Here is a 26210-nt window from a genome sequence, read left to right on the forward strand (position 1 = left end):
GGGTGAACTTTTGGCGCAGCCACAAGTCGGCTCGCGTGGGCGCCCCTTCTTCGCTGCGCGAAGAAGGGGCGGAGCCGGCCGATAAGCCGGGTTCTGTCGTGGACAGTCATTCCTCTAGGCGCATCGTCGCCGATGCGCTCGAGCAGCCTACCCGGACCCGACGCGGGCCGCGTCATGAGGTCCCTATTTGGCCTTGCTCCCGGTGGGGTTTGCCGTGCCGGCCTGTTGCCAGGCTCGCGGTGCGCTCTTACCGCACCATTTCACCCTTGCCACGCACCCAGCGCCTTTCGGCAACCGGATCGTTCGGCGGTATCTTTCTGTTGCACTTTCCGTCGGCTCGCGCCGCCCAGGCGTTACCTGGCACCGTGCCCTGTGGAGCCCGGACTTTCCTCGGCACCGCGCCCGCCGAAACGGGAACGATGACGCGACTGCCTGGCCGACTCCGCCGCGCGTAGTGTCGCACGCATGGCGGCGGTCCCCGGCCGGCGCACGGCGTTCCGGAGCTGGCGTAGCCCGGGTAAGCGCAGCGCACCCGGGACGGCGTTCATTCCGCACCCATCCGGGCGATGGCTTCAACAGCCAGCCCGGATCCAGCCCCCGGGTGCGGCTTCGCCTTACCCGGGCGACGACCCCGAAGGGTCCTTCGGTCCCACCTGACCTAACCCGGCTCGATATCCGAGCCGTACAGCGCCTTGCGCGGCGCCCCGGACATGTCCGCGGCCAGCCTGGCGGCGGTCGACGGCGGCAGATGCTCCGCCAACCGGGCGTAGAGCCGGCGGCCGGCGGCGATCCTGGCGTCGGCATCGTCGCCGGCGCCCTGCACCAGCACCACGAACTCCCCCTTGCGCTGGTTGGCGTCGGCCGCCACCGCGGCATGCAATTCCGCCAGCGTGCCGTCGAGGACGGTCTCGAACAGCTTGGTGAGTTCACGCGCGATCACCGCGCGTCGCGTCGGGCCGAACACCTGCGCCAGGTCGGCCAGCGTGTCCTGGATCCGATGCGAGGATTCGTAGAACGCCAGCGTGCGGACTTCGCCGGCCAATTGCTGCAGGCGCTCGCGCCGGGCCGCGGCCTTCGCCGGGAGGAAGCCTTCGAACACGAACCGGTCGCTCGGCAATCCCGCCACGCTCAAGGCGGCGATGAACGCGCACGCGCCCGGCACCGGACTGACCTTGATGCCCGCCGCGCGCGCGGCGCCGACCAGGCGGAAGCCGGGATCGCTGACCAGCGGGGTGCCGGCGTCGGACACCAGCGCAAGCGATTCGCCGGCAAGCAGGCGCGCTACCAGGCGCTGCGCGAGCGCGTCCTCGTTGTGCTCGTGCAATGCGACCAGTGGTTTGTCGATGCCGAAGTGCGCGAGCAGCTGCCGCGTATGCCGTGTGTCCTCGGCGCAGATCGCGGCGACCGTCCGCAGCGTCTCCAGCGCGCGCGGCGACAGGTCGCCGAGGTTGCCGATCGGTGTCGCCACGACGTGCAGCGTCGCGGGCGCGGGAATGGCGGACATCGTGCTTCCACAAAGGGGGCGGGTAGAATCCTAACCGGTCCCATTCGCGCTCCCCGCAACGGATGCATATGAACCAGGCAAGCAAGCACAGCGTCTTCGGGTCCGGTGCAGGCGATCCGGCAGGCCAGCGCCGCGCGCGGCGTGAAGGCACGCTCGCCCGGCCGGGTCGACGTTCACCGCTGCTCGCCTTGTGTGCGGTCGCGCTCGCCACGCTGCTGCTCGGCGGCTGCGCCACGGTCGCGACCCATCCTGCGGCGGCGCCGGCGGTGGCGACCGATCCCGGCTTCGCCCAGGCCCGCGAACTCGCACGCAACGCAGCCGCGCTCGACCCCGCCGCCCGCCAGGACAACGAGGCCCGCATCGACAGCCTGCTGGCGGCGATGGATAACGCCACCCTGGCCCGTGAAACCGCGGCGCTGCCGGCCGGCGATCCGCTCTACAACTACGCCGGCCGCGCGCTGCTCAATCGCGGCCTGCCCTTGCCGCGGCCGTTCGAAGGCGGCGACTGGCAACGCCTGGCCGCCAATCGTCCACCGGCCGACAGCGACGGTTATCGCCCGCCGCTGAAGCTCGCCGTGCTGCTGCCGCTGTCCGGCGACCTGTCGCGTGCGGCGGTGCCGGTGCGTGACGGCCTGCTCGCCGGCTATTACGGCGAAACCCGCCGCCGTCCCGACATCGTGTTCTACGACACGACCGGGACGCCGGCAGGCGCGATCGCTTCCTACCGCCGCGCCGTCACCGAGGGCGCCGACTACATCGTCGGCCCGCTCGGACGCGATGAGGTCAGCGCCCTGTTCCGCGAACACCTCACGGTGCCCGTGCTCGCCCTCAACCGCGGCACGGTGACGCCGCCGCCGGGCAGCAGCAGCTTCTCCCTGGCGCCGGAGGATGACGGCATCGCCGCCGCCGAGTACCTGCTCTCGCATGGTGCGCGCCACGTGCTGGTGTTGGCCGATCCGAGCCTCCAGCGCGCCGTCGCCGCCTTCCGCGAGCACCTGCTCGGACGCGGCGGGGCGATCACGCAGACGCTGATGGTGGCCGAGGCACCGGTCGACATGACGGCGGCATTGCAGGCGGCAACCACCGCTAGCGGCGGCGTCGATGCGGTGTTCCTGGCACTCAAACCGGCGCAGGTGCGCGCGCTGGCGCCGCAGCTGGCCAGCGCAGGCCTGGCGGCGAAACCGCGCGTGGCCACCTCGCAACTGGCGACCGCCGACGGCGCCGCCAAGGACCATGCGCTGGACGGCATCGCCTTCCCCAGCGAAGCGTGGAACGTGCAGCGCATCGACAGCCTGCCCTCGCCGGCCCGCGCCGCAGAACTGCTGCCCAGCGCGCGCGGCCCGGCCGCCAGGCTGTTCGCCTTCGGGCACGACGCGTGGCTGCTCAGCGCCTATCTGGACCGGTTGGCGACGCGCGCCGATGGCAGCGTGCAGGGCGCCACCGGGCGCCTGCGACTGGATGGCTTCGGCAATGTCGTGCGCACGCCCGAGTGGTCGACCCACAGCGGTACGGGCATCGTCGCGCTGCCTTCGATCCGATGAGCGCATGAGCGTGGCGTCCGCGATCGACCGGCGCGCGCGTGGTGCGCATGTCGAGGCCGCGGCGCGCGACTACCTGCTCGCCGCCGGCCTGCGCCCGCTGGCCAGCAACGCCACCTACCGCCACGGCGAACTCGACCTGGTGATGCGCGACGGCGACGGCGTGGTCTTCGTCGAGGTGCGTTATCGCAGCGGCACGGACTTCGGCGGCGGCGCGATGTCGATCGATGCGCGCAAGCGCCGCAAGCTGGTGCTGGCCGCGCAGTTGTTCCTCGCCTCGCACCGGCGGCTGGCGGACGCGCCCTGCCGCTTCGACGTGATCGTCGCCGACGGCGATCCGGCGGCGCCGAACATCACCTGGCTGCGCGACGCCTTCCGCGCCGACGACTGAAGCGATCGCGCGCCTACGCCGGACTGCGACGCGGCGCGCCCGCGCCTGCCGGGCCTTCGCCGGTGCCGATGCCTTCCACCGCGCGATGGCTCATGCGCGCGTAGTCGTCGGCATTGCCATCCAGGTGCCGGAACAGCGACACCAGCGCCACCGTGCGGCCGGAAAACGTCGCCAGGTCCAGCGGCTGCAACGGGTCGATGTCCGCCACGCCGTGCACGGAGTGGCCGTCGTAGGCGATCAGGTCGCCAGCCCGGCAATAACGCTCGTAATGGAAGCGCTCGTCGCCGCGATCGACATAGGCGCCGCCGTCGATGAAATCCTCGCCCGGCTGGCTGAGCAGCAGCATCGGCTGGTAATACCCAAGCCCGGCCTCGGTGGTGGCGATCTGCGCGTAGACGTCGCGGTGCGGCACCATGAAGCCGCCGCCACGCGGGTATTGCTGCAACCGCGTGCACGACCAGTAACCGTCCTGGGTGCCATGGACCGCGAATTCCGGCGGCAATCCGTACAACAGGTTGCGAAAGCGCGCCAGGGTGATGAAGTGCGCGCGCATGCCGTGGATGTCGTCGGCGAAGATCGGGTTGTACAGCGCGCGCATGAAGCGTCCCAGCGTGCGCCGGCTGTCGATGCCTGAATTGGCGCCGATCTGCAGCTTCTGGAAATTGCGCCGCACCGCATCGCTGTCGCGCGGATCGTGCTTGCGATCATCCGCGGGATCGAACGCCGCGCGGATGCGCGCCAGCACCTCGCGGATTTCGCGCGGATCGAACAGGCCACGGATGCACGCCAGCCCGTGCGCGGAAATCGTCTGCCGCACCCGATCGATCGATAGCGACTGCAGCGAATCGGCGTGCAGCAGCACCGCGTCGAATGCGACGTCGGCAGGCTGGACCTCCACCGGCATCAGCACCAGGCGACGATCGACTGGAAGGGCTTGAGCACGGCGGGCACCACCGGTTCGATCGCCCGTTCCAGGCCGCGACGCGCCAGCAGGTTGTACGGCGCGCGTGGCAGTGCGCCGTATTGGCCGATCTCCACCCGCGAGAAGCCCGCCGCCCGCGCCGCGGCGCGCAAGGCGCGCGGTGTCAGGCGATAGATGCCGCGCTCTGCGCGCCAGCGCATGCCGGGCGTGAGCGCGATCTGCACCGGGAACAGCGGGTGGAAAGGATTGGGCTCGACGAACACCATGCGTCCGCCCGCGCGCAACACCCGCCGCGCCGCGCGGAAATAGCGCTCCAGTTCCGGCAGGTGGTGCAGCACGAAGAAGCCGGTCATCGCGTCGTAGCGGCGGGTGTCTTCCTCCAGCACGCTGGCGATGTCGCCGCACTGGATCGACAGGCGTGCGCGATCGCCAAGCGCGGCGCGCGCTTCCTCCGACAACTGCGGCGACAGTTCGATCGCTGTGACGTCCAGTCCTGCATCCAGCAGCAGGCGCGAGAAGCGCCCCAGGCCCGCGCCCCATTCGCAGACCGCTTCGCCGCCGCGCAGCCTGCCGGCGGCCATCACCTGCTCGAAATGGCGCCGGATATAGGGCGTGTCCAGCGCCAGCATCCGCACCGGACGGCGGGTGGCGAAATAGTCGATCTGCTGGGCGAGCGCCTCCTGGCGGAGAACGTCGGCGACGGGCAGTTGCATGCGGTGATCCTGTGGCTAGAGAACACGATGGAGACGACGGGCGGCGAACAATTGCCACAGCGAACCGACGGCCTTGGCCCATCGGTCGCGCGAGCGGTAAGCGGACACGCCGATGCGGCGACGGTCGCGCTGGATCGCGACGCAGACGCTGCGGCCGCGGGTGGCGGCGATCAGCGCGAGCAGCGACAAGCGCGGTCGCTGCGCCAGGTTGATGCGTTGCACGACATCGCGCGACAGCAGGACATACAGGCAGGCGCCATGCGGCAGTCCGCCGACCAGCGCGGCCGCGGCGCGATACAGGCGCGAACCCAGGCGACGCCCGCGACTGGAATAACGCCCGGTGCGCTGGGCGAAGACGATGTCCCAGTCCTCGCGCAGCGACCACAGGCGCTCCACCGCTTCGGGCGGATCCTGCAGGTCGGCATCGAGCAGCACGCACCAGCGGCCGCGACTTCGACGCAGGCCGGTGCGCAGGGCCGCGTCCTGGCCCTGGTTGCACGCGTGGCGCACGACGTGCACGTCGGGATCGCGCATCGCGATGCGCTCGGCCTGCGCGCCGCAGCCTTCCGGGCAGGCGTCGTCGACCAGCACGATCTCGCTGCGCACCGCCAGCCGCCGCGAGACCGCGCCGATGCGCGCCAGGAGCTCCTCCAGTTGCGCGGCGGTGCGATACAGCGGCAGCACCCAGCTCAGCTCGGGCGGCGTCGCATCGGCGTGCGATGGATCGGTCGCGGTCGACCGCATGCCGGCGCTCATGGGCGAGCGTCCGCCAGCAGGTACTGGCGCCCGGACGGCGAGCGCGCCCAGTCCCAGCAGGCCTGCAGTCCCTGCGCGAGATCGACCCGCGGACGCCAGTCCAGGCCATCGGCTGCAAGCGGAAGACAGCCCGGCTCGACATCGCCGTAACGATCCGCCGCTTCATAGGCCGCGGCGTCGACCAGCGCGGCGCCGGTGATGCGCTCGAGCAGGCGCGCGACTTCGTGGGTGTCGTGCAGGGTGCCGCTGCAGGCGTTGGCGACCTTGGGCACGCTCGCGCCCGACGGCACGCTGAGCACCGCCAGGCAGGCACGGGCGATGTCGTCGTAATGGATCCAGTCGCGTCGCGCGGGCGTCGGCGCCAGGCGCACGCGGCCGCCGCGCAGTGCCGCGCGCAGCAGGCTCGCCACCAGCCGCTCGCGCTGCTCGTAGGGCCCGTAGCCGGTGAACACGCGCACTTCGGTCAGGTCGATGTCGAACTGCGCCGCCAGTTGCGCGACCAGCAGGCTCTCGGCCGCCTTGACCGCGCCGCGGAAGGTCTGCGGTCGCAACGCGGCATCGACCCGGCGTGGCTGGCCGCCCTCGCCGTAGCACATTGCGCTGCCGATCCACGCCATCGGGCCGTGGAAGCCGGCGGCGCGGGCGCCTTCGAGCACGCCCAACACGCCGGCGCCCATGCCCGACAGCAGCGCATGCCGGGCGTCGGCGTCATCAGCATGTCCGGCCTGCGGCAGCGCGGCCATGACGATCGCATCGGGCTGCACGGCCGCAATGATGCTGCGGACCGAACCGACATCACCGGCATCCAGCGCATGGCTTCCGATGCGCGATGGCGCGCCCAGCCGCAACGCCGACGATGCGGCGCGCGCGCCGACATGGGTGTCGATGCCGACGCTGTCGGCATGGCGCGCGATCGCCGATCCGATCGCGCCGTGGCCGCCGATGATCAGCAGGCGCACGCGCTTTCCATCCGTACCGGCTCGTGGCTGTCGTCTATGGCGAGCATCGCCGCCAGGGCGGCATGGTCGGCGACGATTTCGGCAGGCGCACGCGACGCCATGCGCGCGGCTTCGGCAGCGATCGCATCGAGTGCCGCCGCGATCGCGGGCATCGGCACGTCGGAAAGGAAGCCACGCCGCGCGACACCGAAGGCGCAACGCACGCGCGCCATCGCGGCCAGCAGCAGTCGCTGCGGTATCGGCGCTCCACCTTCGGGCGGGGTGACGCCGGCGAACGCGATCGCGCCCGGATAGTCGTCGCGGAAGCGGTCGATGGTGCCGTCGACGAGCGGCCGGAAGAGCGCGCGCGGATCGTCACCGGCGCCGCTGTCGATGCGGTAGTCGTGCAGGCCGATGTACGCACGCGACAGCGGCCATTGCGCAAGCTCGCGCCCCATCCGCATCGCCTCGCGGGTTTCGACCATGATCCCGAGCCGGGCGCGACCGTCGACGACCGCCAGGCAGTCTTCGATCGCGGCGGCGTCGCGCACCATCGGCAACCAGATCTCGGATGCGCCGTGCTCCAGCGCAAGCCGGCATTCGGCGACCCGCACCGAGGGCGTGTTGTTGATCCGGCAGATGACGCGATCGCCGACCGCCGCGCGCATCGCCTGCAGGTCGGCCAGCGTACCGCGGTTGACCTGGGTGTCGCGCCCGGCCTGGCGCGCATGCTTGCCGCGCCACTCCCAGTCGACGACGACCCGTTCGACCCCCGCCGCGACCGCAGCGGTCGCATAGGCGACGTCGTGCGAGAACAGCAGCACCTGCATCGGCATGTTCAATGCCCGCCCACGGCACGGGTCTCGCTACGCCGGCGCGCCACCAGCACCAGGCTCGAACCGGTCGGTGGCCGCAGCACGCGCCCGAACACCAGCTCGCTGCGATTGATCGCCAGCAGCGCCGCATTGACGAACGGTCCAGGGCGATCTTCGGCCGACGTGTCGTCGCGCCCACGCAGGCGCGCCATGGCGCGCGCTGCGGCCAGCAGCGGCAACAGCAGGCACTGGTAACCAAAGATGCGTTCGACCTCGAAGCCGGCGTCCGCCACCCGCCGGCGCAGCATGCGCCGGGAGTAACGACGGCGGTGCCCGGCGAGCGTGTCGCGCGCACTCCACAACCACGCGTGCGCCGGCACGCTCACGAACAATCGGCCGCCCGGCACCAGCACGCGCGCGAACTCGGCCAGGGCCAATCCGTCGTCGGCATGCTCGAGCACGTCGAACGCGCACACCGCATCGGCGCTCCCATCGCCGGCCGGAACCGCTTCGGCCTGGCCGACTACGTGGCGGGCCGGGTCCAGCCCGCTGCGCAGCGCCCAGGGATCGATGCCGCGTGCGTCGTAGCCGCGTTCGAGCAGGGCGCGGACCAGGCCGCCGGTGCCGCAGCCCACGTCGAGCACGCGCGACCCGGTCGCCAGGCCGGCCGCCGCGATCGTGTCCAGCAGCAGCGCGCGTCGCGGGCCGTACCAGAAATGCGCGGCTTCGCCCTCGGCGATCAGGTCGAGGCGTTCGGCGGCGAACGTGACGGGAGGTGGCGGGTGCACGGTATCAACATTGCCTCGGCGGGGCGGTTTTGTGACGATGTTAACGAATTGCCTTCACACGCGCCGCGCCCGTGCACCGCCACGCCGCGTGGTGCCCAACGGAGTGGCGCTTGCACGCAATCGATCTGCTCGCCTGCGCAGGGCTGGCGATGGCGACATCCTCGGCGATGCTGTGCCGGCGGCTGCGCGCCCCGCTGGGTGCCGATGAGGGCTACCTCTGGTACGGCGTGCAGCAACTGCGCCAGGGGCAGTGGCCGCATCGCGATTTCAAGTCCTACGAACCCGGCCGTTATCTGTGGTGCGGCCTGCTCTCGCTTATCGCGGGTCCCGGCCTGCGCGGCCTGCGGATCGCCACCCACCTGTTTTTCGCCCTCGCACTGACACTGGCGCTGCTGGCGTGGCGCGCGCATGGCGCCGGGTGGATCGAGCTGGCCTTCGCCGCGATCGCGTTGACCGCACTGTCGCAACCGCAGCACAAACAGTTCGAGCACGCGACGGTGCTCGCGGCCTGGGCTGCATTCGCCTGCCTGTGGTGGTGGCCATCGGCGACGACGTTCGCCTGCGCGGCGTTCGCCGTCGGGCTGGCGCTGTCGATCGGCTTCAACCTGTTCCTCTACGCCGCCGCGGCGCTGGTGCTGATGCTCGGCATCGGCGTGGGCGTGGGCGTTTTCGTCCCCGATCCGGGTGCACTGGTGGCGCTTGCCGGCGGTGGCGCGATCGGCCTGCTGCCGTTCCTGGTGGCGTGCACGTCGCGAGGGTTCACACGGCAGTTCTACCAGCGGCGGGTGGCGACGGTGCTGGCGCGCGGCCAGAGCAACCTGGGATTGCCGCTGCCGTGGCCGTGGCGCCGTCCGGGGTCGTTGCACGCCCTGGACCGGCCACGTCAATGGGCCATGCAGGGGGTTTTCCTCGCGCTCTGGCTGCTGCCGCCGACGGCGTTGCTGCTCGCGATGCTGGCACCGGCGCGCGGGACGGTGCTGGTGCCGGCCGCGGCGCTTGGCTTGTTCCTCGTGCACCACGCCGCCAGCCGCGCCGACCCCGCGCACATCACCCAGTCCTCGGCGCCCGCCTGCCTGCTGGCACTGCAATTGTGCACGGGCCTGCCCTGGCTCGAGGCAGGCGTAGCCTTCTTCGCGCTGTGGCTGGCGTGGCCGCTGCAGCGACCCCGCCTGGACGCGAGGATGGCGCCGCATGCGGCAGGCGACCTCGCGATCGATACGTCGCCCGAAACCCTGCGCCTGCTGCAGGTCGCGGCCCAGCTGGCCGAAGGCGGCGGGCCATCGCCGTTGTTCCTGGCTCCGGCCTACCCGGTGCTATATGCATGGTTGGGGCTGCGCTCGCCGGTCTATGACACGTTCGCGCTCTACCCGGCGACCATCGCCACGCAGCAGGCGATGATCGATGGGCTGACCCGCGCCGGCGTGGTCGCGGCCATCGTGTCCGATGCGCCGGTCGATGGCCGCGACGCGTTGCGTTTTTCGCGCACGCATCCGCTGGTGTGGTCGCGCCTGCACGAGGATTTCACCATCGTGCATCGCGCCGGGCTTGGCGTGGACGTGCAGGTCTTCGTCCGCCACGGCGTCGAGCCAGCGACGGAGATGGCGGGCTCGATGGCAACAGGGCTACCGGCGACGGCCGCGCCGCGGATCGACGCCATGCCTGCGGCGGCGCCATGACCACGCCGCTGGACACCCTGTTGCGCGAAGTGCGCGCCTGCACGCTGTGCGCCGCGCACCTACCCCATGGCACGCGGCCGATCGTGCAGGCCAGTGCGCAGTCGCGGCTGCTGATCGTCGGCCAGGCGCCGGGCGCGCGCGTGCATGCCAGCGGCGTGCCCTGGGACGACGCCAGCGGCAAGCGCCTGCGCGACTGGCTGGGGATCGATGCAATCACCTTTTACGATCCGCGACAGGTTGCGCTGGTGCCGATGGGGTTCTGCTATCCGGGCAAGGCCGGTTCGGGCGATGCACCGCCGCGGCCCGAATGCCGCGCGACCTGGCACCCGCGGCTGCTGCCGCTGCTGGACAACGTCGGGCTCACGCTGCTGATCGGCAACCACGCGCAGGCCTACTTCCTGGGTGCCGCGCGCAAGCCGACCTCGGGCGAGACCGTGCGCGCGTGGCGCGACTACATGCCACGACAGCTTCCATTGCCGCATCCCAGCCCACGCAACATCGCCTGGTTCCTGCGCAATCCGTGGTTCGAAGGCGAGGTGCTGCCGGTGCTGCGCGAACGCGTGCAGGCACTGCTGCAGGCGCCCGCGACGCGCGCTGCCGGAGCGCGCGATCAGCCGTTGAAGTGATCGAAGCCGGTGCGCGGCGGCTGCCAGCCGTGGCCATCGGCGTCGAATGCGTCGACGCTCCTGCCGGCAACGAGGGCACCGATGCGGGTGATCGCGACCTGGCACTCGTCCGCAATGTCGGCGATGGCGGTGCGGTGCAATGGTGGCGCGGCGAAACACAATTCGTAATCGTCGCCGCCGGCGGTCTGCAGGCTGCGCCGCGTCTCGGCGGTGAACATCGCCAGCAGCGCGGGCGACGCCGGCAACGCCTCCAGCTCGATGCGTGCGCCCACCGCGCTGGCCGCGCACAGGTGGCCGACATCGGCCAGCAGCCCATCGGACACGTCGATGCAGGCATGCGCGATGCCGCCCAACGCGAGGCCGACCGCGACCTGGGGTGTCGGCCGGTCCAGCCGCGCACGCAACGCGGGTTCGGCGGCGCCACCGGCGCGCCATTGCGCCAGCGCCGCGGCGGCATCGCCGAGGGTGCCGGTCACCCACAGATCGTCGCCGGCGCGCGCGCCGCTGCGCCGCACGGCCTGCCCTGGCGCGACCAAGCCGTGCACGGTGACGCAGACCGACGACGCGCCGCGGGTGGTGTCGCCGCCGACCAGCGCGATGCGATGCTGCGCGGCCAGCGACAGGAAGCCGTCGAGGAAAGCGTCCAGCCACGCCGGATTGGCTTCGTGCAGCGCCAGCGACAGCGTGCACCAGGCCGGCGTCGCGCCCATCGCCGCGAGGTCCGACAGGTTCACCGCGAGCGACTTCCAGCCGATGTCGGCCGGCGCGGTTTCGATCGGGAAATGCACGCCTTCATTTAGGGTGTCGGTGGCGACCACCAGGCACTGGCCGGCGGGCACCTGCAGCAGCGCGGCGTCGTCGCCGATGCCCAACAGCACGTCGTCGCGGGCGATGCCGGCGGCGCGCACGCGCGCCTGGATGCGCGCGATGAGGTCGAATTCGCCGGCCGCGGTCATTTCGGCCGTGAGGCGCCGACTTCAACCGCGCGCCACTGCGCCGCAGCATGGTCGAGGACGCCGTTGACGTAGGTGTGGCCGTGCTCGGAGCCGAAGCGCTTGGTGGTGTCGATCGCCTCGTTGATGACGACGCGATACGGCACGTCGATCCGGTGCAGCAGCTCGTAGGCGGCAATGCGCAGTGCCGCGCGCTCGATCTGGTCGACCTCCTCGATGCCGCGATCGACGAACTGCGCCAGCGACGCATCGAGTTCGCGCCGGTGCCCGATCACGCCGCGCACGAGGTCGTCGAAATATTCCAGGTCGGCGATCTCGTGCGCCTGCTCGTGCGCGAACTGCGCGACGACGGCATTGGCATCGCCGCCGGAGACCTGCCAGGCGTAGATCGCCTGCAGCGCGCGCCGGCGCGCACGCGAGCGCAGCACCGGATCGATGCCGTTGTTGCGGTGGCGATTCATGCGATGCGCTCCTGGAGAGCCTGGATTGATGGTGTGCGGACAGTAGCGCGCAGGGCTGCCGCTGCATCGGCGAAGACTGGCGGATGCGCCGTCATGGCGATGCTCACGACAGCCGCTCCAGCAGTTGCGTCATCTCGATCGCCACCAGCGCGGCTTCCTCGCCCTTGTTGCCCAGGCTGCCGCCCGCGCGCTTGACCGCGTCCTCGTGCACCTCGACCGCGAGCACGCCGTTGCAGACCGGCAACCGGTGGTCCAGCGCGACGCGCATCAGGCCCTGCGCGCAGCCGTCGGCGATGTGTTCGTAATGCCGGGTGTCGCCGCGCACCACGCAACCCAGCGCGATCAGCGCGGCGTGCCTGCCGGCGGCGGCGACGCGCGCGGCGGCCAGCGGCAGCTCCCACGCACCCGGGACGCGGACCAGGTCGATGGCGTCTTCGGCGATGCCGTGTTCGGCCAGCGCCTTGCGCGCACCGGCGACCAGCGCATCGGTGATGCGCGGGTTCCAGCGGCTGGCGAGGATGGCGAAGCGGGCGCCGGGCGTGGCGCGCAGGTCGCCGTGGAATTCCGGCATGGATCGATGGCCTTGGTGCACGTCCCGCACGCGGGACGAGGGGTGGATGACGCGCGACCGCGTCCAGGGGGGCGCGATGCCGCCTGCCGCGCGGCGGGCGGGCAGTTTAACGCGACGGCAGTTCGCAGTAGTCGACGACTTCCAGGCCGTAACCGGCCAGGCCCACCTGCCGGCGCGGGGTGCCGAGCACGCGCAGCTTGCCCAGTCCCAGGTCGGCCAGGATCTGCGCGCCGGCGCCATTGCGGCGCCATTCGGCCAGCGCACCGCCGCGACCCGGGGTGGCGTCGGGCTGCTCGCGCACGCGCGCCAGCAACGCTTCGGCATCGTGGGATTCGCCCAGCAGCACCAGCGCGCCACGGCCTTCGCGCGCCAGCTGCGCCAGCACGTCGCCGACCGCGGGGCCGAAGTCCGCGCGCCGCCAGTGCAGCGCATCGGCCAGCGGATTGAGCATGTGCACCCGCACCAGCGTCGGCAGTGCCGCATCAGGCTCGCCGCGCAGCAGGGCGAAATGCAGCGCGTGGCTGAGCTTGTCTCGGTAGCTATGCAGGCGGAAGCGGCCATGCTCGGTGTCGATGTCGCGCACGTCGACGCGCTCGACCGTGTGCTCGGTTTCCAGCCGATGCCGGATCAGGTCCTCGATCGAACCCATCTTCAACCCGTGTTCGCGGGCGAAGACTTCCAACTCCGGCCGACGCGCCATCGAGCCGTCAGGATTGAGGATCTCGACCAGCACGCCGGCCGGTTCCAGGCCTGCCAGCAGCGCCAGGTCGCTGGCCGCTTCGGTGTGGCCGGCGCGGTTGAGCACGCCGCCGGGTTGCGCCTGCAGCGGGAAGATGTGGCCCGGCTGCGACAGGTCGCGCCCGCTCGCATCCGGCCGCACCGCGGTACGGATGGTGTGCGCGCGGTCGTAGGCGGAGATGCCGGTGGTGACGCCTTCGGCGGCTTCGATCGATACGGTGAAATTGGTGCCGTGCGACGACGTGTTGTCGCGCACCATCGGCGGCAGCCCGAGTTGCCGGCAGCGCTCGCGGGTCAGCGACAGGCACACCAGGCCGCGCGCGTGCGTGACCATGAAGTTGATGTCCTGCGGGCGCACGAGCTCGGCGGCCATGATCAGGTCGCCTTCGTTCTCGCGGTCCTCGTCGTCGACGATGACGACCATGCGGCCGGCGCGCAGTTCTTCGAGCAGTTCGGGGATCGATGCGAAGGGCATGGGGTTTCCGTTGGCAGTGCGGGTGGGTCGTGGGCCGGGTATCCGAATGAAGCGTCGATTCACCTCACCCGTCGCCGCGCTCCTGCATCAGGCGCTCGACGTGGCGCGCCAGCAGGTCCACCTCGAGATTCACCGCATCGCCCGTGCGCGTCGCGGCGAACGCCGTATGCGCCAGCGTGTGCGGCACCAGCGCCACTTCGAATCCGGCGTCATCGACTGCATTCACGGTCAGGCTGACGCCGTCCACGCAGATCGAACCCTTGTTCGCGATGTAGCGACGCAACTCCGGCGGCGCGGCGAAGCGCCAGCGCTGCGCGCGCCCATCGTCGGCGACGTCCTGCACCTGCCCGACCCCGTCGACATGGCCACTGACCAGGTGGCCGCCGAGGCGATCGCTCGGGCGCATCGCGCGCTCGAGATTGAGCGCGCGCCCGCACGCCAGCGCGCCCAGGGTCGTGAGCGCCAGGGTTTCGTTGGACGCGTCGGCTTCGAATGCGCGCCCATCGAACCCCACCACCGTCAAGCACACCCCGTTGACGGCGATGCTTTCGCCCAGCATCGGCGCGTCGGCACCGTGCGCGGGCCAGGGCAGGCTGCCGACCTCGATCCGCAGGCGCGCGTCGCCGCCGCGCGGTTCGCACGCGGCCAGGCGGCCGACGCCTTCGATCAATCCCGTGAACATCGCCCACCGTTCTCCCGCTCGCGTGCGTGAAAAACGTCCCGGGACGGACAGGCATGCACGCGCCTTCGCAGGCGCGCGTCGCCGTCTTCTTTCATCCGGACTATGACCGTCGGCTCCGGCATGGGACCGGATCTGCTGACCTTCCGGCGTCGCCGGAAGCGCTCGCGGGCTCGTGCGTCGCCGCACCTACCGCCGGTGGGGAATCGCACCCCGCCCTGAAGACGCTGGTTGTTTGCCGGCAAGCCGGCGGCGCGCAGTCTAGCACCGGGGCCCAGCGGCAGGTATCGCCAAAGGCTCGCGCCTGAAGGCGCTCCTGCCCCAGCGGCGATGCTTTCGTGGGAGCGGCTTCAGCCGCGAGCCGTTCCTCCGGCCGCGTCGGACGCGTCAGCCGCCCTTGCGCCGCGCATGCACGAACATCGGCCAACGCACGCCGCGCACGATGTCCGGGTCGCCCCAGCCGTCCGCGAACGCCGCCGCATGCGCCGCCACCGCATCGCGCCCGCTCGCCTCGCGCAGCCGTTTGCTGGCCGAATAGCTGGCGAAATATCCGAGCAGCCGCGGCAGCGTCCACTGCGCGGTCAGGTCCAGCACCGGAGCATCGAGCCTGGCGAACGGCCAGTCGAAGTCCGCGTAGGCGGCGTCGATCAGCGTCCGTTCCGGCGGCCAGTACGGCTGTATTTCGTCCTGCAGCATCTGATTCGCGGCCGCGATGCAGGCGGGCACCTCGATGTCCTGGTAACCCCAGGCGACCAGCACGCCATCGGGGCGCAGCACGCGCTCGCATTCGATGAAGAACGCCGCGCGGTCGAACCAGTGCAGCGCCTGCGCGACGCAGATCGCATCCACGCTCGCATCAGGCAGGTGGCAACGCTCGCCCGGCTCGACGGCGAAACGCACGTTCGCCGGCGCCGTCGCCTGCGCGACCTGCGCGGCGCTGGGATCGGTGGCATGCACCTGCGCGAAGTACGGGGCCAGGCCGCGACTGGCCTGGCCACTGCCGCAGCCGGCGTCCCACAGTTGCTCGCGGGCCGGTGCAATCGACGCGATCCAGGCGAACAGGGCGTCGGGATATTCCGGCCGCGCGCTGGCGTACTGCGCCGCGACGGCGGAGAAGTGGTCGTGGAAGGAGGGCTTCGCCGGCATGGGTGGGCACGGGGCCTGGGCTGCGGCTCGCACGCAGTGGAGGGTGGTCAGCCGCGGGGGCGCATCGCCTCGGAGCTTACTGGATGCATCACGATTGCCGCCTCAACCCTCGTTGCTTCCCGGCTGCAGCAACAGCCGCACGTCCTCGCCGATGCGCCGGGTATCCACGATGCGCATGCGCAGGCGCTCGGCCATGGTGTCGATCGGCAGGCCGTCGAACATCGGACGCGCGCGTTCGCCGAGGATGACCGGGGCGACGTAGAGCAGCAGTTCGTCGACCAGGCCGGCGACGATGAATGCGCCCGCCAGGGTGGCGCCCGCCTCGACCTGGACTTCATTGATGTCACGCTGCGCCAGCAGTCGCAGCACCGCGTCGAGGTCGAAGCGCCCGGCCTGTACCGGCACGTAGGCATGCTGGGCTTCGATCCCGCGTGGCATGCGGGCGTCGGGCGCGTGGATGTAGAGCGTGGGTGCGTCGCCCTCGCGGATGCGGCCGCGCGCGATGGTGGCCAGGCCGGGATCGAGCACCACGCGCAGCGGCGGCACGAAGTTGCGTTCGTAGTCGGGGCCATCGTCCGGCAGGCGCACCGTCAGCAGCGGGTCGTCGATCAGCACGGTGCCCGCACCGGTGAGCAGCGCGCCGCTGCGCGCGCGCCAGCGCTGCACGTCCTGGCGCGCGGCCTCGCCGCTGATCCATTTCGAGTCGCCGGACGCCGTCGCGGTGCGGCCGTCGATGCTGATCGCAAGCTTGACCCGCACCCACGGCCGGCCGCGTTCGAGCCTGGAGAGGAAACCGCGATTGAGCTGCCGCGCCAGCGGCTCCATCAATCCGATCTCCACCGCGATGCCAGCCGCCTGCAGGCGCGCGAAGCCTTCGCCGTCGACCGCGGGATTGGGGTCACGCATCGCACCGACCACGCGCGCGATGCCAGCGGCGATCAATGCATCGGCGCACGGCCCGGTCTTGCCGACGTGCGAACACGGCTCCAGGGTGACGTAAGCGGTCGCGCCGCGTGCCGAAGCGCCGGCGGCCTCCAGCGCCAGCACCTCCGCGTGCGGACCGCCGGCGCGCTGGTGCCAGCCTTCGCCAACCACCGCATCGCCGTGCGCGATCACGCAGCCGACCATCGGATTGGGCTTGGTGGTGAGCGTGCCGCGCTCGGCCAGCCGCAGCGCGCGCGCCATCATCGCGTGGTCGGTGGCGGAGAAACCGGGCGTCGGGACCGGGGATGGAGGATTGGACACGGGTCAGCGCTTCTTCTTGTCGGCGTGCTTGTCGGCGTGCTTGTCGGCGTGCTTGTCGGCGTGGCGGTCGACGTGCCGGTCGATGGGCACCACCGCGGCGCCCAGCAGCGGCAATTGGCCGTCGCCGGGCATGTCGCGCTCGAGGCGGTCGAGCTCCTCGCGGAAATCGGCCACGTCCTCGAACGAGCGGTAGACCGACGCGAAGCGCACGTAGGCCACATGGTCGAGCTTGCGCAACTCGCCCATGACGAACTCACCGATCCGGCGCGAGGCAACCTCGCGCTCGGTGGTCATGCGCAGCTGGTGCACCACCGCGCGCACGGCGGCTTCGATCTGCTCTTCGGACACCGGCCGCTTCTGCAGCGCGCGGTCGAAGCCGATGCGCAGCTTGCGCGCGTCGAAGGCCTCGCGGCGGCCGTCGTCCTTGATGATCACCGGCAGCTTGAGTTCGATCGTCTCCAGGGTGGAGAAGCGCTCGCCGCAGGCCTCGCATTCGCGCCGGCGCCGGATCGTCGCGCCGTCCTCGGACACGCGCGAGTCGATGACGCGGGTATCGACGTGCTGGCAGAACGGGCAATGCATGTCGGGCGGGTTTTAACCCGCCGCCTCCACCCGGACGCCGCCGGAAAGGCGGGGCAAAGCCTCGGGGAGGCGGGTTGGAACTTCCCGCCGGGCGTCCACAAGGTGGGTCGAAACCCGCCCGATGCCGCCTTGCGCGACTCCCGAAGCACGAATCATGGATTCCGCCTCAGCCATACACCGGAAACTGCCGGCACTGCCTGGTGACGTTCTCGCGCACGCCGGCGATCACGTTGTCGTCGGCTGGCGCATCGAGCACGTCGCAGATCCAGTTGGCCAGCGCCACGCAGTCGGCTTCACGGTAGCCACGCGTCGTCACCGCCGGCGTGCCCAGGCGCAGGCCCGAGGTCACGAACGGTTTCTGCGGGTCGTTGGGCACCGCGTTCTTGTTGACGGTGATGTGGGCGCGGCCGAGCGCGGCTTCGGCGTCCTTGCCGGTGATCGGTTTGCCGATCATGTCCACCAGCATCAGGTGGTTCTGCGTGCCGCCGGACACGATCTTGTAGCCACGGGCGATGATCGCGTTGGCCATCGCCTGCGCGTTCTTCACCACCTGCCGTTGGTAGGCGGTGAACTCCGGCTCCAGCGCTTCCTTGAACGCGACCGCCTTGGCCGCGATCACGTGCATCAGCGGGCCGCCCTGGATACCGGGGAAGACGATCGACTGCAGCTTTTTTTCCAGCTCGGCATCGGCCTTGGCGACGATGATGCCGCCGCGCGGGCCGCGCAGGGTCTTGTGCGTGGTGGAGGTGACGACGTGCGCGTGCGGGACCGGATTGGGATACACGCCCGCGGCGACGAGCCCGGCGACATGCGCCATGTCGACGAACAGGTAGGCACCCACCTTGTCGGCGATCGCGCGGAAGCGCGCCCAGTCGATCACCTGCGAGTACGCGCTGAAGCCGGCGACGACCATTTTCGGCTTGTGTTCCAGCGCCAGCCGCTCGACCTCGTCGTAATCGATCAGGCCCTGCGCGTCGACGCCGTACTGCACCGCGTTGAAGAGCTTGCCGCTGATGTTGACCTTGGCGCCGTGGGTCAGGTGGCCGCCGTGGGCGAGCGACATGCCGAGGATGGTGTCGCCCGGCTGCAGCAGCGCCAGGTACACGGCCTGGTTGGCCTGCGAGCCGGAATGCGGCTGCACGTTCGCGTAGTCGGCGCCAAACAACGCCTTGCAACGCTCGATGGCCAGGCGCTCGGCGACGTCGACGTATTCGCAGCCGCCGTAGTAACGCTTGCCCGGATAGCCTTCGGCGTACTTGTTGGTCAGCACGCTGCCCTGGGCTTCCATCACCCGCGGACTGGCGTAGTTCTCGCTGGCGATCAGTTCGACGTGGTCTTCCTGGCGCTGGCGCTCGTCGGCGATGGCCTGGGCGAGTTCGGGATCAAAGCCTTTGATGCGGGCATCGCGGGGGAACATTGATAGCGCTCCGGAAGCGTTCGTGGAGGCGCAAATTGTAGCTTGTGGGCCGGGCCGGGCCCCGGCCCCTCCCGGGGATGCGTCGCGGGGCTCCCGGGTACGCTGCGCTTGCCCGGGCTGCGTTCACCTGCCCGGGTCCTGCGCTTGCGAAGGGCCCTATAATTGGGGGTTATCCAGACCCATTTCCGCGGCCCTGCCCTCGCAGGCCCGCCGCTGCCCCCTGCGGAGCCCCCATGTCGCAATACATCTTCACCATGAACGGCGTCAGCAAGACCGTGCCGCCGAAGCGCCAGATCATCAAGGACATCTCGCTGTCCTTCTTCCCCGGCGCCAAGATCGGCCTGCTCGGCCTCAACGGCGCCGGCAAGTCGACGGTGCTGAAGATCATGGCCGGCGTCGACAACGACTACAACGGCGAGGCACGCGCGCAGCCCGGCACCAAGATCGGCTACCTGGCGCAGGAGCCGCAGCTCGATCCGACGCACACGGTGCGCGAAGCCGTCGAACAGGGCGTGGGGGAAGTGCTGCAGGCGCAGGCCGCGCTCGACAAGGTCTACGAGGCCTACGCCGAGGAAGGCGCGGACTTCGACAAGCTCGCCGCCGAGCAGCAGCGGCTCGAGGCGATCCTCGCCTCCGGCGACGCGCACACGCTCGAGCACCAGCTGGAAGTCGCCGCCGACGCGCTGCGCCTGCCGCCGTGGGAAGCGATCATCGGCAAGCTGTCGGGCGGCGAGAAGCGCCGCGTCGCGCTGTGCCAGCTGCTGCTGCAGAAACCCGACATGCTGCTGCTCGACGAACCGACCAACCACCTCGATGCCGAGTCGGTGGAATGGCTGGAACAGTTCCTCGCCCGCTACACCGGCACCGTGGTGGCGGTGACGCACGATCGCTACTTCCTCGACAACGCCGCCGAATGGATCCTCGAGCTCGATCGCGGCCGCGGCATTCCGTGGAAGGGCAACTACACCGACTGGCTGACGCAGAAGGACGCGCGCCTGAAGCAGGAAGAGTCGACCGAGAAGGCGCGGCAGAAGGCGATCCAGCGCGAACTCGAATGGGCGCGCAGCAATGCGAAGGGCGGCCGCAGCAAGGGCAAGGCGCGCCTGGCGCGGATCGAGGAACTGCAGGCGGTCGATTACCAGAAACGCAACGAGACCAATGAAATCTTCATCCCGCCGGGCGAGCGCCTCGGGCAGTCGGTGGTCGAGTTCAAAGGCGTGTCGAAGTCCTTCGGCGACCGCCTGCTGATCGACGACCTGAGCCTGATCGTGCCATCGGGTGCGATCGTCGGCATCATCGGACCGAACGGCGCCGGCAAGTCGACGCTGTTCAAGATGATCACGGGGCAGGAAAAGCCGGACAAGGGCGAGATCGTCATGGGGCCGACGGTGAAGCTCGCCTACGTCGACCAGAGCCGCGAAAAGCTCGAAGGCAACCACAACGTCTTCCAGGAAGTCTCCGGCGGCGCCGACATCCTCAACATCAACGGCGTGGAGATCCAGTCGCGCGCCTACATCGGCCGCTTCAACTTCAAGGGCCAGGACCAGCAGAAACTTGTCGGCACGTTGTCCGGTGGTGAGCGTGGCCGACTGCATCTTGCCAAGACGCTGCTGCAGGGCGGCAACGTGCTGCTGCTGGACGAACCGTCCAACGACCTGGACATCGAGACGCTGCGCGCGCTGGAGGATGCGATCCTCGAGTTCCCGGGCAACGTGTTCGTGATCTCGCACGACCGCTGGTTCCTCGATCGCATCGCCACCCACATCCTGGCCTTCGAAGGCGACTCGCACGTGGAGTTCTTCCAGGGCAACTACCGCGAATACGAGCAGGACAAGAAGCGGCGCATGGGCGAGGAAGGCGCGCAGCCGCATCGGCTGCGGTTCAAGGCGTTGAAGTAAGCGGCCACGCCGTTCGCAGGAGCGGCTTCAGCCGCGAGCTCTTCGGCGCCGCCCAAGGATCAAGAGCCCGCGGCTGAAGCCGTTCCCATGAGGGTGGCCCTGGAGGAAACGATGGATTTCATGCAGTCGCTGCGACACCGCTGGCACGCCGTCGATTCGATGGTCTGCGTCGGCCTGGACCCGGAGCCGGCGAAATTCCCGGCCCACCTGGCCGGGCGTCCCGATGCGGTCTTCGACTTCTGCCGCGCGATCGTCGATGCGACGGCGCCCCATGTGTGCTGCTTCAAGCCGCAGATCGCGCATTTCGCCGCGCTCGCGGCCGAAGACGCGCTGCAGCGCCTGATCGCCCACATCCATGCGGCGCATCCGGGGATTCCGGTCATCCTCGATGCCAAGCGCGGCGACATCGGCAGCACGGCGCAGCATTACGCCCGCGAAGCCTTCGATCGCTTCGACGCCGACGCGGTCACCGCCAATCCCTACCTCGGCCGCGACTCGCTGCAACCCTTCCTCGACCGCGCCGACAAGGGCGTGGTCATCCTGTGCCACACGTCCAATCCCGGAGCGGCCGACCTGCAGGACCTCATCGTCCACGCGGACGATCGCGCGCCGCGGCCGCTGTACCAGCACGTCGCCGACACCATCGCCCGCGACTGGAACGGCAACGGCAACTGCGCACTCGTGGTCGGCGCGACCTGGCCGCAGCAGTTGCGCGAGGTCCGTGCGATCGTCGGCGAGATGCCGTTGCTGGTGCCTGGCGTCGGTGCCCAGGGCGGCGACGTGGCGGCGGTGGTAGCGAATGCGAAATCCGCCGATGGCACCGGGCTGGTCGTGAGCTCGTCGCGCGCGATCCTGTATGCGTCCGGCGGCGAGGATTTCGCCGACGCCGCGGCCGCGGCCGCGAAGGCCTTGCGCGACGAGATCAACCGCTACCGTTGACCGCCCCTTCGCAGGAGCGGCTTCAGCCGCGAGCTCCTGGATTCACGAAGGGTAGTAAAGCCCGCGGCTGAAGCCGCTCCTACCGAACACGTCCCGTCAGCGGCGCAGCAGCGCGCGCAGTGCCGCGACCGGGAAGCGTCCCCAGATCATCGCGAACACCGCCATGCGGGTCGCGACGCCGCGGCGGGGCGACTCGAACTTGCGGAACCAGCGCCACAGCCCGCGGTGCTTGTGCCATTCGACGAACAGCGGCCGCGAGCGCGAGGACACGCCGCGCACGTGCACCACGCGCACGTCGTTGGCGACCGCGACCACGGCGCCCGCCTCGCGCGCGCGCCGGCACAGGTCCAGGTCTTCGGCGTGCAGTCGGTAGCCGCTGTCGAATCCACCGAGGCGCTCGAACAGGATTCGCGGCAGCAGCATCAGCGCCCCCGACACCGCCGGCACCTGCTGCAGCGAGCGGGCTACATCGAGCGCGACGTCCAGTCGCGCCGACGCCGGCGACCGCAGCATCGCCGCGAAGTCCGGATCGCGCCGGCGCGCCGCGCCATCGCGCACGCCATCCTCGCCGACGAGGTCCGCGCCGAGCAGCGCGTTGCCATCCAGCTGCCGCGCATGCGCACGCAGCTGCGCCAGTGAGTCGCGCTCGAGCAGGCAGTCGGGGTTGACGAACGCCAGCCAGGTCGCCTGCGCCACGTCGGTCAGCGCCGCGGCGCCCTGGTTGCAGGCCACGGCGAAGCCGGGATTGTCGGGATTGGCGATGAAGCGCAGGCGTGGATCGACGGCGGCGTGGCGCTGGACCACGGCCAGGGTGTCGTCATCGGACGCGTTGTCGACCACCCGGATCGCGGACACGCCGCGCGCCCGGCGCAGGCGCGACAGGCAGGCGTCGATGGTGGGTCCGCTGCGGTGGGTGACGACGATCGCGGCGATGTCGGCGTCGTTGCTGTCCATGGCGGAGCACGCGCCGTCGTCGGTGTTGCTCATGCGAGCAGCTCGCGCTGTGGCAACGCAGGCAGCACCCGTGCACAGGCTTCGGACAACTCCGCGCGCCGTGCGTGCAACGGGTCGTGCATCAGGAATTCGGCCAGGCGCGCATGCCAGCCCGGCCAGCGCGCGGCGAGCGCGTCGAGGTCGCCATCGGCAGGCACGCCTTCGCTGCCGCGGGCGACGAACGCGGTCTCGCACAGCACGTTGCGCCAACCCAACCCCGACAGGCGCAACGACAGGTCGACCAGCGCCGCGTACCAGGAACCGAAACTGCTCGCATCCAGGCCGCCGGCGCGCTGCCGCGCCGAGCCGCGGATCGCCACTGCATGCGCCACCGCGGACGGCAACTCCGGGTGGCAGGGCGCGAGCGACGCACTGGCGCGTGCAACGCGCTCGAGGTCGCCGGGCACCGGCGCGACTTCGCCGCAGCGCGGCCACGCCGCCGTCTCGCCGGCGTTGCACCACGGGGTGGCGGTCGCGATCGATGCGTCACGCGCGAAGCACGCCGCCAGTTGCGACAACCAGCCCGGCGCCGGGATCGCGTCAGGGGCCAGCACGGCGACGTCGGCGCCGCCGCAGGCGGCCAGCAGCTGGTCGATGTGCGCCACTTCGCCCAGCGCGCGCTGGCGGCGGCTGTAATCGGCCATGAGTGGCGTGCGGTGGAGCCAGCGCTCGATGATCGCCACCCCGCGCGGCCCGGCCTGGGCATCGTCGGCGAGCCACACGCGGCTGCCGGCGGGAAGGCTGGCGTCCAGCGCCGCCAGGCAGGCATCCAGCGCATCGTCATCGGTGCCGACCGGCAGCAGCACGACGGGCAACCCGGGCCCGCGTGCGGCGTCGGGCGCAACCGGAGGGGTCACCGTTTTGTCGGCGCCTTCAGCGGCTGCATCGCGCGGAAGCGGCGACCGTATTCGTCGGTGAGGTCGCGCGCGTCCTCCGGGTTGCGGATGATGGTCGGCGTCAGCAGGACGATGACTTCATTGCGGCCGGTGGAGGTCGTCTGCGAGCCGAACAGCGAACCGATGATCGGGATCCTGCTCAGGCCAGGCACGCCGCTCGATCCCTTGGTCGCGTTGTCCTGGATCAGGCCGGCAAGCATGACCGTTTCGCCGCTTTCGATCGCGGCTTCGGTCTTCAGGCGCCGGGTGTTGATGCGCACATTGCCGTTGCGGTCCGGTGCGCTACCCGGGCTGCTCACTTCCTGCACCAGGTCCAGGAACACCATGCCGTCGCGGGTGATGCGCGGACGCACCTTGAGGATGGTGCCGGTATCCAGGTACTGGACCTGGCTGTAGGTGGTGTTGCCGTTACCGGTGCCCGGATTGACGGTCACCGACGAGATCGGGATGCGCGCACCGACGTTGAACGTGGCTTCGGCGTTGTTGCGCACGACCACCGATGGCGTCTGCAGCATGCGCACGTCGGTGACCTGGTCCAGCGCGCTGATCACCGCCGCCGCGTTGCGGCCCAGGAAGGTCCAGCCCAGGCCGCTGTTGGCGGTGACGCTGCCGGCAAGATCGCCCCAGATGGTGCGGTTGATTGCGCGATCGTGCAGTTGCGCCGCGGTGCTGCCCGCCAGCGCCGGAATGGCATTCTCGAAATACCAGTTGACGCCGTAGGCCAGGTCGCCCGTCAGGTTGACCTCCGCGATCTGCGCCTCGATGTGTACCTGCAGCGGCATCACGTCCAGCTTCTCGATCACTTCCTTGATCGAGCGCCAGGCCTGGCCGCTGGCGCGCACCAGCAGCGTGTTGGTTTCGTCGACCGCGGACACGCCGACTTTTTCCCCGCCGACCTCCAGGGTGGCGGCGCCGTTGCCCTGCCCGCCCTGGTTGAGCGACAGCGAACCGCTGCCCAGGCCTCCACCGCCCGCATCATCGCCGCCCATGCTGCCGGTGTCGCCGTTGCCGCCAATTCCCGCGGAACTCACGCCGTTGTCGCTGTCGACCCCGGAGTCGCGGATCTGGGTGGGATTGGTCCCCGGCATCAGCGAGGCCGAGCCGCCGCCGTTGGCGGCGTTGCCGCCGCTGGCCTGTCCACCGAACGCTTCACTCAGGCGATCGGCCAGATCCTTGGCCTTGATGTACTTCAGCTCGTACGAAAACAGCTGCACGCCCGCGCCGGCGCTGTCGATGCGCTCGAGCCAGTCCTGGATGTCGTCCAGGTAATCGGGCTGGGAGGTGATCACCATCACCGCGTTGGCGCCGTCCAGCGGCATGAAGCGGAACATGCCCGCGACCGGCGACTTGCTCTGCTCGCCGAAGACCTTTTCAAGATCCGCGACGACCTTGCTCGCCTTGCCCGACTGCAGCGGGAACACGCCCACCGACATGCTTGACATCCAGTCGACGTCGAAGATCTGCACCGTGCGCAGGTAGTTCTCGAGCTCGGCGCGGGTGCCGCCGAGGGTGATCAGGTTGCGGCCGTTGTCGACGTTGATGATCGCGTTGGAGCGCGCGTAGGGCTTGAGGATCTTCTCCATCTCGGTGGCCGAGATGTACTTCAGCGGCACCGCGCGTACCTCGAAGCCGCGCGCGGCGAGCGGCGATCCGGTGCGCGGGGCGACGGTGCCCGCCAGCGCCTGGTCGGCCGGGACGATGTTGTAGCGGCCGTCGCTGTAGACCATGCGCGCGTTGTTCCAGCCCAGCACCATGTCCAGCAACGACATCGCCTGCGCCGGGCTGACCGGCTTGGGCGTGGCCAGCGTCACCGTGCCCTGCACGCCTGGCGCGATCACGTAGTTCTGCCCGAGCATGTCCCCCAGGATCGCCTTGACCACCGCCTGCAGCGATTCGCCTTCGAAATTGAAGGTGGCCGCGCCGCTGCTGCCGCCCAGGTTTGGTGGCGGCGCGCTGGCGGCGTCGCGGTTGATGACCTGGCCGGTGCCGCGGCGGATCAACGGCTGCGGACCGGCATCGGCCGCCGCGTCCACCGGCAACGCCTGGCGCTGCACGCCGCCGACGCTGGTGATCACGCCGGTATTGCCGACCGATCCCGGCACGCCTTCGTTGTCGCTGGCGCTGGACTGGCCCGCCTGGTTGGCGGTGGACGCCGCGCCGTTGCGCTGCACGTTGGGCGGCGGCACGGTCGCGCAGGCGGCCAGCAGGGTGGCGAGGAAGGCGGCCAGCAGCGGCGCCGCCAGCAGCGGGCGCAATCGGAGGGACAGGCGTGGGGCGAAGGCGGTCATTGCGGGGGCACTCTACGGGTTCTTGGCCGGTGCGGCGGGGGGCGTCTGCGCTTCCTGGCGCAACTGCGCGCGCCGCTGCTCGATGCGCTTGCGGATGCTTTCGATCTGGGCTTCGGTGTTGGGGCCTTCGGAATCGGCGTCTGCGTCAGCGCCAGCTTCGGGCGCGTCGGCCGATTCCGGGGCCGGCTTGGGCGGCACCGGCGTCGCCACCGGGGGCCGCGTCGCCGGCCGTGGCACCGCGTGCCTCGCAGGTCCGGTGCCG

25 protein-coding genes, 1 other RNA gene, 1 pseudogene and 1 riboswitch are annotated in these 26210 nt (G+C 70.5%); of the genes and pseudogenes, 6 read left to right on the plus strand and 21 right to left on the minus strand.

What is annotated here, in order from left to right:
- Nucleotides 1-66 precede the first annotated feature (66 nt).
- Together rnpB and rsmI are read right to left on the minus strand one after the other, a co-directional pair.
- An RNA gene (gene rnpB, locus G7B67_RS10675) (RNase P RNA component class A) lies at nucleotides 67-444 on the minus strand.
- A gap of 214 nt (nucleotides 445-658) precedes the next feature.
- Nucleotides 659-1504 carry a 16S rRNA (cytidine(1402)-2'-O)-methyltransferase gene (gene rsmI, locus G7B67_RS10680; protein WP_166212068.1) on the minus strand — a complete coding sequence of 282 codons (846 nt, stop codon included), beginning with the start codon at nucleotides 1502-1504 and terminating at the stop codon, nucleotides 659-661.
- Nucleotides 1505-1572: 68 nt separating this feature from the next.
- On the opposite strand from rsmI, the gene G7B67_RS10685 reads away from it, so the two are divergent.
- Nucleotides 1573-3045: a penicillin-binding protein activator gene (locus G7B67_RS10685; RefSeq protein WP_279303994.1), complete on the plus strand. Its 1473-nt coding sequence runs from the start codon at nucleotides 1573-1575 to the stop codon at nucleotides 3043-3045.
- Between the two features lie 4 nt (nucleotides 3046-3049).
- Nucleotides 3050-3433: a YraN family protein gene (locus G7B67_RS10690; protein WP_166212074.1), complete on the plus strand. Its 384-nt coding sequence runs from the start codon at nucleotides 3050-3052 to the stop codon at nucleotides 3431-3433.
- Between the two features lie 13 nt (nucleotides 3434-3446).
- Here the strand turns inward: G7B67_RS10690 and G7B67_RS10695 are convergent, their stop codons facing one another.
- From G7B67_RS10695 to G7B67_RS10720, 6 genes are read right to left on the minus strand one after another with little or no spacing between them, the layout of a single operon-like run.
- A complete protein-coding gene (locus G7B67_RS10695; protein WP_166212077.1) occupies nucleotides 3447-4337 on the minus strand; it encodes a 2OG-Fe(II) oxygenase family protein in 891 nt (296 codons plus the stop codon).
- Nucleotides 4337-5068 (minus strand): class I SAM-dependent methyltransferase, encoded by a 732-nt coding sequence (locus G7B67_RS10700; protein WP_166212080.1) that lies wholly within the window; start codon nucleotides 5066-5068, stop codon nucleotides 4337-4339. Before G7B67_RS10700 ends, G7B67_RS10695 begins: the two co-directional genes overlap by 1 nt.
- 15 nt (nucleotides 5069-5083) lie before the next feature.
- The gene (locus tag G7B67_RS10705) at nucleotides 5084-5812 is read right to left on the minus strand and encodes a glycosyltransferase (protein ID WP_166212083.1); all 729 of its coding nucleotides are present in this window, start codon (nucleotides 5810-5812) and stop codon (nucleotides 5084-5086) included.
- An 8-nt stretch (nucleotides 5813-5820) separates the two neighbouring features.
- The gene (locus tag G7B67_RS10710; RefSeq protein WP_166212086.1) at nucleotides 5821-6783 is read right to left on the minus strand and encodes an NAD-dependent epimerase/dehydratase family protein; all 963 of its coding nucleotides are present in this window, start codon (nucleotides 6781-6783) and stop codon (nucleotides 5821-5823) included.
- Nucleotides 6771-7592 carry a hypothetical protein gene (locus G7B67_RS10715; protein ID WP_207780914.1) on the minus strand — a complete coding sequence of 274 codons (822 nt, stop codon included), beginning with the start codon at nucleotides 7590-7592 and terminating at the stop codon, nucleotides 6771-6773. The genes G7B67_RS10710 and G7B67_RS10715 overlap by 13 nt, the downstream gene beginning before the upstream one ends.
- An 8-nt stretch (nucleotides 7593-7600) precedes the next feature.
- Complete coding sequence (locus G7B67_RS10720; protein ID WP_166212092.1) at nucleotides 7601-8365, minus strand: class I SAM-dependent methyltransferase; 765 nt, start codon at nucleotides 8363-8365, stop codon at nucleotides 7601-7603.
- 110 nt (nucleotides 8366-8475) lie between these two features.
- Between G7B67_RS10720 and G7B67_RS10725 the strand changes: the two genes are divergently transcribed.
- Complete coding sequence (locus G7B67_RS10725) at nucleotides 8476-10041, plus strand: hypothetical protein (RefSeq protein ID WP_166212095.1); 1566 nt, start codon at nucleotides 8476-8478, stop codon at nucleotides 10039-10041.
- On the plus strand, nucleotides 10038-10667 hold the full coding sequence (locus G7B67_RS10730; protein WP_166212097.1) for a uracil-DNA glycosylase family protein: 630 nt from the start codon (nucleotides 10038-10040) through the stop codon (nucleotides 10665-10667). The genes G7B67_RS10725 and G7B67_RS10730 overlap by 4 nt, the downstream gene beginning before the upstream one ends.
- Here G7B67_RS10730 and thiL read toward each other — a convergent pair.
- The 9 genes from thiL to glyA all read right to left on the minus strand — a co-directional run bounded on the left by thiL (nucleotide 10652) and on the right by glyA (nucleotide 18934).
- Nucleotides 10652-11623, minus strand: a complete 972-nt coding sequence (thiL, locus tag G7B67_RS10735) for a thiamine-phosphate kinase (protein WP_166212100.1) — start codon at nucleotides 11621-11623, stop codon at nucleotides 10652-10654. The two genes, G7B67_RS10730 and thiL, sit on opposite strands and share 16 nt — an antisense overlap.
- Entirely contained in the window at nucleotides 11620-12081 is a 462-nt protein-coding gene (gene nusB / locus G7B67_RS10740; RefSeq protein ID WP_166212103.1) for a transcription antitermination factor NusB, read from the minus strand. The genes thiL and nusB overlap by 4 nt, the downstream gene beginning before the upstream one ends.
- A 103-nt stretch (nucleotides 12082-12184) precedes the next feature.
- Entirely contained in the window at nucleotides 12185-12652 is a 468-nt protein-coding gene (ribH, locus tag G7B67_RS10745; RefSeq protein WP_166212106.1) for a 6,7-dimethyl-8-ribityllumazine synthase, read from the minus strand.
- Between the two features lie 106 nt (nucleotides 12653-12758).
- A complete protein-coding gene (gene ribB / locus G7B67_RS10750; protein ID WP_166212109.1) occupies nucleotides 12759-13865 on the minus strand; it encodes a 3,4-dihydroxy-2-butanone-4-phosphate synthase in 1107 nt (368 codons plus the stop codon).
- A 64-nt stretch (nucleotides 13866-13929) separates the two neighbouring features.
- Nucleotides 13930-14547, minus strand: a complete 618-nt coding sequence (locus G7B67_RS10755; protein ID WP_166212112.1) for a riboflavin synthase — start codon at nucleotides 14545-14547, stop codon at nucleotides 13930-13932.
- A gap of 79 nt (nucleotides 14548-14626) precedes the next feature.
- Nucleotides 14627-14774, minus strand: a riboswitch (FMN riboswitch).
- Nucleotides 14775-14931: 157 nt separating this feature from the next.
- A complete protein-coding gene (locus G7B67_RS10760; protein WP_166212115.1) occupies nucleotides 14932-15690 on the minus strand; it encodes a class I SAM-dependent methyltransferase in 759 nt (252 codons plus the stop codon).
- 102 nt (nucleotides 15691-15792) lie between these two features.
- On the minus strand, nucleotides 15793-16878 hold the full coding sequence (gene ribD, locus G7B67_RS10765; RefSeq protein WP_166212133.1) for a bifunctional diaminohydroxyphosphoribosylaminopyrimidine deaminase/5-amino-6-(5-phosphoribosylamino)uracil reductase RibD: 1086 nt from the start codon (nucleotides 16876-16878) through the stop codon (nucleotides 15793-15795).
- Nucleotides 16879-16938: 60 nt separating this feature from the next.
- The gene (nrdR, locus tag G7B67_RS10770) at nucleotides 16939-17517 is read right to left on the minus strand and encodes a transcriptional regulator NrdR (RefSeq protein ID WP_166212118.1); all 579 of its coding nucleotides are present in this window, start codon (nucleotides 17515-17517) and stop codon (nucleotides 16939-16941) included.
- Nucleotides 17518-17683: 166 nt separating this feature from the next.
- The gene (glyA, locus tag G7B67_RS10775; RefSeq protein ID WP_166212121.1) at nucleotides 17684-18934 is read right to left on the minus strand and encodes a serine hydroxymethyltransferase; all 1251 of its coding nucleotides are present in this window, start codon (nucleotides 18932-18934) and stop codon (nucleotides 17684-17686) included.
- Between the two features lie 233 nt (nucleotides 18935-19167).
- On the opposite strand from glyA, the gene ettA reads away from it, so the two are divergent.
- Together ettA and pyrF are read left to right on the plus strand one after the other, a co-directional pair.
- Complete coding sequence (ettA, locus tag G7B67_RS10780) at nucleotides 19168-20832, plus strand: energy-dependent translational throttle protein EttA (protein WP_166212124.1); 1665 nt, start codon at nucleotides 19168-19170, stop codon at nucleotides 20830-20832.
- Between the two features lie 111 nt (nucleotides 20833-20943).
- On the plus strand, nucleotides 20944-21771 hold the full coding sequence (gene pyrF / locus G7B67_RS10785; RefSeq protein ID WP_166212135.1) for an orotidine-5'-phosphate decarboxylase: 828 nt from the start codon (nucleotides 20944-20946) through the stop codon (nucleotides 21769-21771).
- A gap of 96 nt (nucleotides 21772-21867) precedes the next feature.
- Here the strand turns inward: pyrF and G7B67_RS10790 are convergent, their stop codons facing one another.
- The 4 genes and pseudogenes from G7B67_RS10790 to G7B67_RS10805 form a co-directional block, all read right to left on the minus strand.
- Nucleotides 21868-22758, minus strand: coding sequence for a glycosyltransferase family 2 protein (locus G7B67_RS10790; RefSeq protein ID WP_243412337.1), 891 nt, complete (start codon nucleotides 22756-22758; stop codon nucleotides 21868-21870).
- Entirely contained in the window at nucleotides 22755-23621 is an 867-nt protein-coding gene (locus tag G7B67_RS10795; protein ID WP_243412338.1) for a glycosyltransferase family 2 protein, read from the minus strand. Before G7B67_RS10795 ends, G7B67_RS10790 begins: the two co-directional genes overlap by 4 nt.
- Entirely contained in the window at nucleotides 23618-25948 is a 2331-nt protein-coding gene (gene gspD / locus G7B67_RS10800) for a type II secretion system secretin GspD (protein ID WP_166212127.1), read from the minus strand. The genes G7B67_RS10795 and gspD overlap by 4 nt, the downstream gene beginning before the upstream one ends.
- A 12-nt stretch (nucleotides 25949-25960) precedes the next feature.
- A pseudogene (locus G7B67_RS10805) lies at nucleotides 25961-26210 on the minus strand (hypothetical protein); the annotation flags it as partial.

Source organism: Cognatiluteimonas telluris (assembly GCF_011320095.1).
Taxonomy (GTDB): Bacteria; Pseudomonadota; Gammaproteobacteria; order Xanthomonadales; family Xanthomonadaceae; genus Cognatiluteimonas; species Cognatiluteimonas telluris.